The sequence below is a fragment of the Campylobacter pinnipediorum subsp. caledonicus genome, from assembly GCF_002022005.1.
In the GTDB taxonomy this organism is placed as follows: Bacteria; Campylobacterota; Campylobacteria; order Campylobacterales; family Campylobacteraceae; genus Campylobacter_A; species Campylobacter_A caledonicus.
On the sequence record NZ_CP017258.1, the window covers coordinates 1576446 to 1590448 of the forward strand.

General features: G+C 27.2%; 4 protein-coding genes. All 4 read left to right on the plus strand.

What is annotated here, in order from left to right:
- Positions 1-11: 11 nt before the first annotated feature.
- The 4 genes from CPIN18021_RS07945 to CPIN18021_RS07960 all read left to right on the plus strand — a co-directional run bounded on the left by CPIN18021_RS07945 (position 12) and on the right by CPIN18021_RS07960 (position 13959).
- Positions 12-8642, plus strand: coding sequence for a two-partner secretion domain-containing protein (locus tag CPIN18021_RS07945; protein WP_162273642.1), 8631 nt, complete (start codon positions 12-14; stop codon positions 8640-8642).
- Positions 8639-10123, plus strand: a complete 1485-nt coding sequence (locus CPIN18021_RS07950; RefSeq protein WP_078424791.1) for a hypothetical protein — start codon at positions 8639-8641, stop codon at positions 10121-10123. Before CPIN18021_RS07945 ends, CPIN18021_RS07950 begins: the two co-directional genes overlap by 4 nt.
- A gap of 243 nt (positions 10124-10366) precedes the next feature.
- On the plus strand, positions 10367-12472 hold the full coding sequence (locus CPIN18021_RS07955; protein ID WP_078424792.1) for a hemagglutinin repeat-containing protein: 2106 nt from the start codon (positions 10367-10369) through the stop codon (positions 12470-12472).
- On the plus strand, positions 12469-13959 hold the full coding sequence (locus CPIN18021_RS07960) for a hypothetical protein (protein ID WP_157888055.1): 1491 nt from the start codon (positions 12469-12471) through the stop codon (positions 13957-13959). Before CPIN18021_RS07955 ends, CPIN18021_RS07960 begins: the two co-directional genes overlap by 4 nt.
- Positions 13960-14003 lie beyond the last annotated feature (44 nt).

Below are 14003 nucleotides of genomic sequence, written 5' to 3' on the forward strand. Positions count from 1 at the left end.
TGGAGCAAAAAATGAAACAAGTATTTAAAAAGATAGTATCTGTTATTATAAGTTCAATGCTTATAGTTCAACAAGGATTACTAGCAAGCAGTATTGATATAGACACAAACGCTCCTATAAAAAATAGAGCCTCGCTAGACAAAGCAAGAAATGGTGTACCCATAGTAAACATAGTTAAGCCAAACAACGAAGGACTATCTCATAATAAATTTTCTAATTACAATGTGGAGAAAAAAGGGGCTATACTTAATAATTCAAACAAAAGAGATGTGAACACAAAACTCTCTGGATATATATATGGGAATAAAAATTTAGCAAATAGCAAGACAGCAAAAATAATATTAAATGAGGTAACAAGCAAAAGAAAGACAAGACTTGAGGGATTTACTGAGGTTGCAGGAGATAGAGCATCTGTAGTCATATCAAATCCAAATGGTATATATATTAATGGTGCAGGGTTTATAAATACAAAAAAAGCGACTATAACAACAGCAAATCCAAGTATAAAAAATGAAAAAATAGATAGTTATGAGATAGATAAAGGACTAATACAGATAGAAAAAGATGGGCTAAATACTAAAAATGTTGATAAAGCAGAGCTCTATGCAAATACTATAGAGTTAAATGCTAAAATACATGCCAATGACTTAGAAATAATAACTGGCAAAAATAAGATTCTCAATAACGAAACCATAATTTCAAAAAATGATACAGAATCTAACAAGGTTTCACTAGACTCATCATCTCTTGGTGGAATATATGCAAATAGGATAAAATTGATTGGTACAAGTAGAGGTGTTGGTGTAAACCTAAAAGGAGAGATATCAGCACAAAATAACCTAGAGATAAACTCTAGAGGTAAGATAGTTTTAAATAAAGCACTATCTGGATCAAAAGTAGAGATTAAAACAGATGACAATTTAGAATCAAACACAATATATGGATCAAATATAGATATAGAAGCAAAAAACAATATTCATAACAAAGATATAATTGCCTCAAAAACAGATATAAAGATAAAATCTAAGTCATTAATAAATGATAATGTGATTGCTTCAGGAATAGAGGCTGATTTAAAGGTTGCTAAAAGAGGTAGTTTAAATATTCAATCAGATAAAGTTGTAAACAAAAATACCTTTTATGCAAAAGATGACGTATATTTAAGTTCTAAATTTATTAAAAACACTAAGAATTCACAGATAAACTCAGGTAAAAATATAGCTATAAAAACCAAAACTATTGACAATGAAGAAAGTGTTAAAATTATAGCAGAAGATAAAATAGATATAATAAATACAAACGATATAAAATCAAACAGAGCAAATATAGAAGCTAAAGATATTTTTATAGACTCAAATGTATTTAATTCTGAAAACTCCAACATAGTTGCCACAAAAGGAAATTTAAATATAAACTCAAACATTATAAATTTAGATAACTCTAGGCAGATAGCAGCTCTAAATGATATAAGCCTTACATCAGACAATATAAGTCTAAATGGAGCAAATCTCTTATCTCAAAACTCAAACATCAATATAGACTCATCAAATTTAAACGCCATAAAAGCAAATATTGGTGCAAATTTACTAACAACTATAAAATCAAAAAACTATATAAAAGCTAATGGCATAAGTCTTGAATCTGGAAAGATAGATATATTTACAAAAAATCTTATATTATCAGATGTAAATATGGACTCTAAAAACTACTCTTCTAAATTGCTATCAAAATCTTTATTGGATATAAAAGCAAGTGATATTTTAAATACAAATGGATACATTGGCGCCTTAAAAGATATAAGCATAACCTCAAGTAGCTTAGACAATACAAAAGGCACTATATCTTCTAATGAAAATATAAATATAATAGTTAATTCTTTAAAAAATACATCTGGTTTAATAAGTAGTAAAAATCATTTAACATTAAAGTTAGATGATTATAAAGATGTAGGCTCAATTCTTCAAAGTGGGGATTTAAGGCTTAATGGACAAAGTTTAAATTTACATAATTCAAAAATAATATCAACAAATAAAGATATAAATTTAAATATTTATGGAAATAGTAGTTTTAACGATGTTATTTTATATTCTAACAAAGATATTAACCTAGATTCTAAAAATATAAATGGAGTTAAATTAAAATCACAAGCAAAAGAAAATATAAAATTTAATGCTTCAAATTTGGAATTTGAAAATAGCACTATTTATAATATTGCCGATATAGATAAAAAATACAAAAATGGATATAGGCAAGGTGATATTAGTTTTATATCAAATTCTATCTCTTTAAAAAACTCAAATTTAGCATCTAAAAATTTAACAATCGAATCAAAAGACAAGCTTAATATCTTAAGCTTAAATAATTCACTACTAGAAGCAAACAATAATATAAATATCTTAACCAAAAAGTTTAGTACAATTAGCTCTACACTTAGCACTTTAAATGATTTAAATCTTAAAATAAATAGCATAGAAAACGGAGTGCAAAATTCGAATTTTAATGGTAAAAATGTAGATATAAAAATAGATGGTGATCTTTTACTTCAAAAAGATAACTCCATAAAGGCAACAAACAGCATAAAACTACAATCTAACTCAATTATAAATAAAGCAAACATAATATCTGATAATGATATTTTTATAGAAGCTAAAGACTATATAACAAACAACAATCAAATATCATCCAAAACTTTAAAGTTAAAAGCTAAAAACCATATAAATAATGAAAGGTTAAACGATGATATAGTTTCTATAAAAGGTGCTTTTTTAGATATAAATACAGATAAATTAACAAACAAAGCTTTGTTATACTCCATATATGACATGAATATAAATACCAAAAATTTAGATAACTATGGAGCTATTGCATCATCAAACAATAATAATTATAGTTCAAATTTAAATATAATATCTAACAACTTAAAAAATTATAACACAATATATTCAAGTAATAATTTAAACCTATATATTAAAGATTCTCTTATAAACCAAACAGATAAAATAAAAGTTGATTTAGGAGATGAAAAAGCAATAATATTTGCTAAAAATGATATAAATATCAAAGGGGATAAAGATAAGAGTTTAAGAACTGAAAGTATATTAAATGACAAAGCTACAATACAGACTCAAAATAAAGATATAAATATATTTGCTAAGAGCTTGAAAAATATATCGGATAAACCAGACCTCATAGGTAAATATGATAAAGCTAAAGAGATAGTTTCTGATGGAAAAAGAACTTATCTAGAAAAAAAGGAAAGAGTTAGCACAGGCGGTCCGCATTATAATTTAGTTACTAGATATATAGATGAGATGTATGTGGTTCCCAAAAAATCCCCAAATGCAGAAATTATTTCAGGTATGGATATAAAATTTGATGTAGATTATATAAATAATGAATTTTCTAAAATAATATCTGGAAATAATATATATTTTAATTCTAAAAACATATTAAACCAGGAGCATGAATTAGTAAAACTTACTACAACTGAAAAAGAAGTATATAGAAATGAAAGATATTGTAAGCATAGAATACTTGGACATTGTGTAGACCATGGCGATAAAATGTTTTATAAAGGGACACAAACAAGCAAGGAAAAAGAAACTTTTAAAATTGGTTCACTAATATTTGCAAAAAATAATTTAATTGGAAAAACAGATGGTTTAGTTAACGGCAACATAGATAGCGTTGTTCAAAATTCAGTCTACAACCCAAATTTAGATATAAAACTAACTAAAACAAATCTGTCATCTAATAAAATAAACATTAAAGATAGTTTAATCAATCAAGCTGATATAAATTTAGATACCATAGATAAAACAAACTTTAATAGAGTAGTAAACACCATAAAAGATGATTTTAACTTACCTAAAAATAGATATTCGTTTTTTATACACAACCCTAATAATCCAAACTATTTAATAGAGTCAAATCCGCTTTATACAGAGTTATCAAACTATTTAGGAAGTAGTTATTTTTTACAAAAAATAAACTATAGGGGCGACAGAAAGATAAAAAGTATAGGTGATGCAGCTTATGAAACAAAGCTTGTAAGTGATGCATTAAGAAGACATTTAGGAAGAGCTTATATAAATGATAACTATTTTACAAATCCAAATGCTCAGTATATAAAATTTATGGATAATGCTGTAAATCAAAGCTCTATTTTGGGTTTAACCTTAGGTAAAGAGCTAACACAGGAGCAATTAGCAAATTTAAAAGAGGATATAGTTTGGTATGTAAGTAAAGTTATAAATAATGAAGAGGTATTAGTTCCTGTCGTTTATTTAGCAAAAGATTATAAAAAAATAGATGGTGCGACAATTACTGCAAAAAATGTAAAGCTAGATGTAAAAGATAAGTTAGTAAACTCCGGAAGCATTATTTCAAAAGAGTATTTAAATTTACAAGCTAATACTATAGTAAACAACACAGGATTATTACTATCACATAAAAAACTTAATCTTATAGCCAACAAAGATATAGCAAACAAAAATGGTGCAACCATTAAAGCTGGTGATATAAATATTGTATCAAAAGATGGAAGTGTTATAAATGAAACATTTGTTAAGCAAGTAAGAAGTGGAGATAATTATAATAACACAACATATACTCAAATAAGCAAACCATCATCTATAATTGCAACAAATAACAACTTAATAATAAATGCAAAAAAAGATATTAAAGACATAGCTGGCAACCTTGAAGCAAAAAACACCATAAGATTATCTACTATAACAGGAAATATAGATATAAACTCTAAAGAGTTAAAAGATGAATTTAATAGTGAAGGAGGTAGCAATTTTTATAAAACCAAAAATACAGACTATCTTAGTTCAAATTTAAATGCAAACAATATCATAATCTCTTCAAATAAAGATGTAAACATAGAGGCTAGCAATTTAAAAGCAGATAATATTATAGGTATCAATGCAGATAAAAACCTAAATATAACTGCTTTAAATAGTATAAGGTATAAAGATATACAAACTCATTCGAAAGGTTTTTTTAGCTCTAAAACAACAAGAGATATGAGCTATAAAGAAAGTGTAAACTCTTCTTTACTAAAAGCTAAAAATATACTCTTAAACTCTAATAATGATATAAATTTAGAAGCAACTAGTATTAAAGCAAAAGATAATATAGTAGCAAATGCCAAAAATGATATAAATCTCTTAGCAAAAGATTATGCAATTAAAGAGCTTCACTACACAAATAAAAAAGGATTTGGAGGATTTAGTAGAAGTGTGAGTTTAAACTCAAATGATAATTTAAACTTACATAGTACAAAGCTTCAAACAGAGGCTAAAAATATAGTCTTAAACTCAAAAAAAGATATAAATATATTAGCAAGTGAGGTATTAAGTGCTGGCGATATAGAGCTTAAAGCCTTAAATGATGTATTGATCTCCTCTAGGCAAGAATTAGAAAAAAATGTAAATTATAGTAAAAAAACTAAGTTTAATCCACTAGGTGCATTAAACTTAGTAGGTATGGACATTACACCTCTATACTCGCAAAAACTTCACGAAGATGAGTTAGTAAAATCTAAAAGCAAAGAAAGTCTTTTAGTTTCTAAGGGTAATACAATTATAGATAGCGGTAGTGCAGCTCTAGTTGGGTCAAATTTAAACTCGGATAAAAATATATACATTAAAGCTGATACTGGTAAAATAGATATACTTCCAAGCGTTGATAACTCAAATAAGCAAACCTTAGATAAAAAAGCAGAGGTTAAGGTATCAAATTTAGTTAATCAAATTAAAAATGATATTAAGGAATTGAAAAAATTTGATACAAAAGTAAAAGCACAAATAGCAGAGGCAAGTTATGATAAAGAGGCAAAAATACTAAAAGATACGCTAAATCTTTCTTCAAATTTAATTGCTAAAGAGAATATTATAGCTAACTCTCTTGATGATTTAAATATAAAAGGAAGTAATTTAAAAGCTGGTGGTAATGTAGTTTTAAACTCAAAGATTGGAGATGTAAATATACTTAACTCAACCGATACTAAAGATAAAAGCATAAAAGAAGAGCATTTAAAAGCCTCTTTAAGTCTCACTGCTCAAAATGAATATGTGGAGATAGCAACTGCTGTAATGCAAGCTCAAGAAGCCGCTAAGCAATTAAAACAGACAAAGAGTAATTATACTAAGTATAAAAAAGAAGTAAAAAAATTAGAAAATAAATTAGGCGAATTAAAAAATGATTATAAAAACAAAAAGATTGGAGTTGATTATAGTGATATAGAGGATTTGGTAGATATAATAGATAATCTAAAATCACAAGAAAAATACTATCTAGCAAATATAGGTGCTGCAACTATAAATCTAGCCACTAAAACAACAGCCATAGCTTCTCAAGCAGCTGCTGCTGCAGCTTCAAGTGCAACCTACGGCTTTTCTGCAGGAATAAGTGCGGATATAAATGGAGAAAAATCAAATACTAAATCAACTACTAATATCTCTACACCTTCAAATGTAAAAGCTTCAAATATCTTAATAAACACAAACAAAAAACTAAATACAAATACAATTATAAAAGGAAGTAATCTTATAGCCAAAGATGAGCTTAATATAAATACTCATAATTTAGATATAAGTGCAAGTAATGACTTTGGCTCTACTAATAAAAATACTAAATCAACAAATGGTAGTGTAAACTTTACTATGTATGGAGGTGGAGGAGGATCTGCTTTACTTAGTTATGGACAAAGTAGATATGACTCTAGCTCTTCAACATTTAATAACTCAAATTTAAAATCAAACAATATAAATATAGATGTAGCAAATGATGCTTTATTTAAAGGAGCAACTCTAAGAGCTAATGATACATTAAATTTAAATGTAGGAAACAACTTAGATGTAATATCTTTACAAGATGAATATACTTATAGCAATAAAGGCTTTAATGTAAATACAGGAGTAGGATTTAAAGGAGATAATGCAAAAGCCAATAGGGTTCCAAGTATAGAAGTAAACGAAGCATCTTCAGCAAATACAGGCTTTAATATAAATAACTCTATAGGATTAAATAAGCAAAGTGTATTAACATCTTTAACAGGAACTAATGTAAATATAGATGTTAAAAACAATACCCATTTAAAAGGTTCGCTAATAGCTAGTGGTAAATTTGATGATAAAGCTAACTTTATAGATAATAAAAAGCTAAACTTTAAAACAAATACTCTTACCTTTGAAAACCTATCAAATACTAATTACAATAGTTCTAAATCAATAGGCATAAATTTAAATCTAAGCTCAAAAGATAATAAAGATAATTTAAACGATAAAGATAATAAAAATTTAGCATTATCAGATAGTGATAGCAAAGATAGTCTAAACAATAAAGTAAATGGTGTATCTAATACTATCTCATCACTAGGTTATAACCAATCAAACTCACTAAATATGAATAACTCTAAAACTCTAGCTACACTAGGTAAAGGAAGTATAACAATACTTGATAAAGCTAACTCAGATGATTTACAAAGACTAAACACAGATACATCTAAACTATCAAATGAGTTATATAGTTCACAAACCAACTCTAAGGTAGATGCTAGCTTAGATACAAGACTACTTAGCAAAGAGGGAAGAGAGCAGATGAAACATGATTATGAGAATATGAATAAAAATATGAACATAGTAGCCTCAACCCTTCCAGATGAATATAGCGATAATAAAGTAGAAGCAGCTTTTGGAAAGGCATTAAATGTGTTAGCTACAGCAACCCTTGGAATACTTCCAAACAATGGACGAGGGGGTTTACTTGCAAATTTACCTGTACTTACAGGAACAGCTGATTCTGAGCATAGAGTATTGCAGATTATAAATGGAAAGTCTCCTAAATTCAAAGAAGAAGACTATACAGAGATAGAAAAATCTAAATTCTATAAAAGATTAGATGAAAAAGGAAGAAAAAAATTAAAAGGTTTAGGGCTTTATATATCTAAAAAACCAGTCACCATCTCAAAAGTTACAGTTACCTCTCAAAACTCAGTAAATGGAATTTTAAATCCAGAAATTAATGCTATAATAAATGGTCTAGAACAAACAGGACAATCCAAAGCAACAACAGATAAACCAGTAGAATTAAATGTGGCTTATAACCCAACATATGGATTTATGCCAGACTTACTAGAATCATTAGTTGATAAAGCAGGTCTTTGGTCAACAGGTATTGCAAAGCAAACGGGAAGATTTATTAAAGACACAATAGAAGGCAGAGGAGGTGAAGAGGTTAACTTTGCCTTTCATTCACAAGCAAATTTGCTTGGTAAAAGTGGAATAAAATATATTAATAAATATGAAGGAGGTTTTATGAAGATAGAAGATGGTAAACGTAAACCAAGTTTTTCATCATTTGGTTCGCCTGTAAATGCAAAAGATATGAGCGATTTAATCGCAAATAAACCATCTGAAGGAGGATTGGGTTATAAGTATAACTCTGTAGTTAAAGATGGTGATTTTGTAGGAGAGGGTTTAGGTGGAAATAAAGGGGTAAACAAACAAGCAGATATATTAGATAGATTAAATTTAATAAATATATTTAAGCTTTTTACATCTGATTCTCCACATAGTTCATATATATGTGAGGATTATGAAAATATTGGTGTAGTATGTGGGTATAGAGAATGAAAAAGATAATTTTATTTATAATCGTAACAATATTTTTTAGTGGATGTTCTTACAAATCTCATTATATAGAAGTAGGACCAAATACTAAATTAAGTGCACCAAAATTTGCTTTTACAATCCCTAACTCTTATCCAAATTATCCTTTTGAAACAAGCGAGATGTATAATCCTGATGATACTGTTTTTATTCTTAGAGACATCCCAAATATGATGAATGAGGATATAAGGATATTTTCATATGAGCTTAATAAAACAAAAGAAAGACACAAGCTAGTATATGATTTATTGTCTAAACATAAAACACACTATGATTATTATATCAATGCTCCCTTAAGCGACTTTGATTTAGAAGATGATATAGAATCAAGAACAGAATATTATAAAAGATATATTGATTATATAGCAGGGCTTAAATGCTATACTTATACTTATTCTAAAAATATAGGCATGGGTTTAGGAAATAAAAATCATGATACCATTTGTCCATATTATGACATAAATGGAAAAGAGACACTTATAAGAATTCACTATGACTTTGTCTTTACGGCTGGTGGAACAGTGTTAGAAGGTTCTAAACAATCAAGCACAAAAAACTACACTCCACAACAAATGAATTATGCATTTAAACAAGATGTAAAAGAGATATTTGACTCTTTAGAAATTTATGATATAGATAAAGATAGAATGATAAAACAAGGAATGTATTATCCAGATAAAAAGTATGATATAAATGCAGATAATAAGGTAAAAAACTTTTATACCAATATAGATTTAAATCCAAATGAAAAAGCAACAAGTCCTTATTTTACTTTTAATATTCCAAACTCTTATCCTGAGTATAAATTTAAATCATATTTTAATGGTATCAATACTAAATATAATGAGATATATTTTTTTAGAGAAATTCCAAATATTTTAAATGATGGTAGAATGAAAGAAAGTGCAAGAGTATATACTTTTAGTATTTATGATCCAAAATTTAATACCTTATCTACACTTTATAATAAAACCCCTAAAGAGTTAATTCATGATCTACTCACAAACCCAAAATCTTCTTATAAACATTATTTAGGGATGTCTTTTAATGAAGATGAGCTTAGTAGTAATGGATATAAATACACAGGAGGCAGATATATTAATTATATAGCAGGATTAAAATGCTATACAAGTTTAAAATATACAAAAGAGATAAATTATCACAATTATACTTATTATTATGCAACATGCCCATATTATAATAAAAATGGAGAAGAAGATGCTATTGTGGTTGAGCATAAATTTCAATTTAGTAAATTTCATACAACCAACGAAGAACTTGAAAATTTACATTTAAATTATATGAATGGTATAAAACAAATGATAGATTCTATTGTAATTAAAAACATAGATATAAACAAGATGAAAAGACTTAATATCTACTATCCAAATAAAAAGTATGATATAAATGCAGATGATAAGATAAGAAGCTATTATATCAAATAGTTAAATTTAAAGAGAACCTAAATGCTAAAACATATATTATCACTTATAACGGCATTTAGTTTCTCTTATGCAAATTTATATTTAAAAGAAAATTTACAAGTAAACCAACAACTAAATTCATATTTAAACTTATATGAGAGTTTAAATATAAGCTAAACTCTAAATTTAAATAATCTAAATTTAACCAAATTCCAAAATTTAAGCAGAAGCTTAAACACAAACAAAAAACTAAATACAAATACAATTATAAAAGGAAGTAATCTTATAGCCAAAGATGAGCTTAATATAAATACTCATAATTTAGATATAAGTGCAAGTAATGACTTTGGCTCTACTAATAAAAATACTAAATCAACAAATGGTAGTGTAAACTTTACTATGTATGGAGGTGGAGGAGGATCTGCTTTACTTAGTTATGGACAAAGTAGATATGACTCTAGCTCTTCAACATTTAATAACTCAAATTTAAAATCAAACAATATAAATATAGATGTAGCAAATGATGCTTTATTTAAAGGAGCAACTCTAAGAGCTAATGATACATTAAATTTAAATGTAGGAAACAACTTAGATGTAATATCTTTACAAGATGAATATACTTATAGCAATAAAGGCTTTAATGTAAATACAGGAGTAGGATTTAAAGGAGATAATGCAAAAGCCAATAGGGTTCCAAGTATAGAAGTAAACGAAGCATCTTCAGCAAATACAGGCTTTAATATAAATAACTCTATAGGATTAAATAAGCAAAGTGTATTAACATCTTTAACAGGAACTAATGTAAATATAGATGTTAAAAACAATACCCATTTAAAAGGTTCGCTAATAGCTAGTGGTAAATTTGATGATAAAGCTAACTTTATAGATAATAAAAAGCTAAACTTTAAAACAAATACTCTTACCTTTGAAAACCTATCAAATACTAATTACAATAGTTCTAAATCAATAGGCATAAATTTAAATCTAAGCTCAAAAGATAATAAAGATAATTTAAACGATAAAGATAATAAAAATTTAGCATTATCAGATAGTGATAGCAAAGATAGTCTAAACAATAAAGTAAATGGTGTATCTAATACTATCTCATCACTAGGTTATAACCAATCAAACTCACTAAATATGAATAACTCTAAAACTCTAGCTACACTAGGTAAAGGAAGTATAACAATACTTGATAAAGCTAACTCAGATGATTTACAAAGACTAAACACAGATACATCTAAACTATCAAATGAGTTATATAGTTCACAAACCAACTCTAAGGTAGATGCTAGCTTAGATACAAGACTACTTAGCAAAGAGGGAAGAGAGCAGATGAAACATGATTATGAGAATATGAATAAAAATATGAACATAGTAGCCTCAACCCTTCCAGATGAATATAGCGATAATAAAGTAGAAGCAGCTTTTGGAAAGGCATTAAATGTGTTAGCTACAGCAACCCTTGGAATACTTCCAAACAATGGACGAGGGGGTTTACTTGCAAATTTACCTGTACTTACAGGAACAGCTGATTCTGAGCATAGAGTATTGCAGATTATAAATGGAAAGTCTCCTAAATTCAAAGAAGAAGACTATACAGAGATAGAAAAATCTAAATTCTATAAAAGATTAGATGAAAAAGGAAGAAAAAAATTAAAAGGTTTAGGGCTTTATATATCTAAAAAACCAGTCACCATCTCAAAAGTTACAGTTACCTCTCAAAACTCAGTAAATGGAATTTTAAATCCAGAAATTAATGCTATAATAAATGGTCTAGAACAAACAGGACAATCCAAAGCAACAACAGATAAACCAGTAGAATTAAATGTGGCTTATAACCCAACATATGGATTTATGCCAGACTTACTAGAATCATTAGTTGATAAAGCAGGTCTTTGGTCAACAGGTATTGCAAAGCAAACGGGAAGATTTATTAAAGACACAATAGAAGGCAGAGGAGGTGAAGAGGTTAACTTTGCCTTTCATTCACAAGCAAATTTGCTTGGTAAAAGTGGAATAAAATATATTAATAAATATGAAGGAGGTTTTATGAAGATAGAAGATGGTAAACGTAAACCAAGTTTTTCATCATTTGGTTCGCCTGTAAATGCAAAAGATATGAGCGATTTAATCGCAAATAAACCATCTGAAGGAGGATTGGGTTATAAGTATAACTCTGTAGTTAAAGATGGTGATTTTGTAGGAGAGGGTTTAGGTGGAAATAAAGGGGTAAACAAACAAGCAGATATATTAGATAGATTAAATTTAATAAATATATTTAAGCTTTTTACATCTGATTCTCCACATAGTTCATATATATGTGAGGATTATGAAAATATTGGTGTAGTATGTGGGTATAGAGAATGAAAAAGATAATTTTATTTATAATCGTAACAATATTTTTTAGTGGATGCATTAATGACCTTCCTGTTAATGGCAAGGAAGTTATTATGCAAGATGATACAAGAGTTTATAGTATAAATAGAAAATTTTCAGCTATGGCTAGAAGTGATATTAAGAAGCCACCTTTCAATGGCTATTATAGATTTGATGAAGAGCTTGTTGTATTTGATAGAGACATCCCAAATATGATGAATGAGGATATAAGGATATTTTCATATGAGCTTAATAAAACAAAAGAAAGACACAAGCTAGTATATGATTTATTGTCTAAACATAAAACACACTATGATTATTATATCAATGCTCCCTTAAGTGACTTTGATTTAGAAGATGATATAGAATCAAGAACAGAATATTATAAAAGATATATTGATTATATAGCAGGGCTTAAATGCTATACTTATACTTATTCTAAAAATATAGGCATGGGTTTAGGAAATAAAAATCATGATACCATTTGTCCATATTATGACATAAATGGAAAAGAGACACTTATAAGAATTCACTATGACTTTGTCTTTACGGCTGGTGGAACAGTGTTAGAAGGTTCTAAACAATCAAGCACAAAAAACTACACTCCACAACAAATGAATTATGCATTTAAACAAGATGTAAAAGAGATATTTGACTCTTTAGAAATTTATGATATAGATAAAGATAGAATGATAAAACAAGGAATGTATTATCCAGATAAAAAGTATGATATAAATGCAGATAATAAGGTAAAAAACTTTTATACCAATATAGATTTAAATCCAAATGAAAAAGCAACAAGTCCTTATTTTACTTTTAATATTCCAAACTCTTATCCTGAGCATAAATTTAAATCATATTTTAATGGTATCAATACTAAATATAATGAGATATATTTTTTTAGAGAAATTCCAAATATTTTAAATGATGGTAGAATGAAAGAAAGTGCAAGAGTATATACTTTTAGTATTTATGATCCAAAATTTAATACCTTGTCTACACTTTATAATAAAACCCCTAAAGAGTTAATTCATGATCTACTCACAAACCCAAAATCTTCTTATAAACATTATTTAGGGATGTCTTTTAATGAAGATGAGTTAAAGTATAGAGCTAGTGGTATGAGATATATTAATTATGTAGCAGGATTAAAATGTTATACAAGTTTAATATATAGAAAAGAGCTAGATTATCATAGCTTTGCTTATTATGATACAACATGCCCATATTATAATAAAAATGGAGAAGAAGATGCTATTGTAATTCAATATAAGTTTGAGTTTACAAAAGAAAACTCAACCAACGAAGAATTTGAAAATTTACATTTAAATTATATGAATGGTATAAAACAAATGATAGATTCTATTGTAATTAAAAACATAGATATAAACAAGATGAAAAGACTTAATATCTACTATCCAAATAAGAAATATGATATAAGTGCAGATGAAAAGATAAGAAGCTATTATACTAAATAGTTAAATTTAAAGAGAAACTAAATACTAAAACATATATTATCACT

Excerpts from the sequence above, each read along its gene's own strand:
- CPIN18021_RS07945 (WP_162273642.1), top strand. The coding sequence starts at position 12 with ATGAAACAAGTATTTAAAAAGATAGTATCTGTTATTATAAGTTCAATG.
- CPIN18021_RS07950 (WP_078424791.1), top strand. The coding sequence starts at position 8,639 with ATGAAAAAGATAATTTTATTTATAATCGTAACAATATTTTTTAGTGGA.
- CPIN18021_RS07960 (WP_157888055.1), top strand. The coding sequence starts at position 12,469 with ATGAAAAAGATAATTTTATTTATAATCGTAACAATATTTTTTAGTGGA.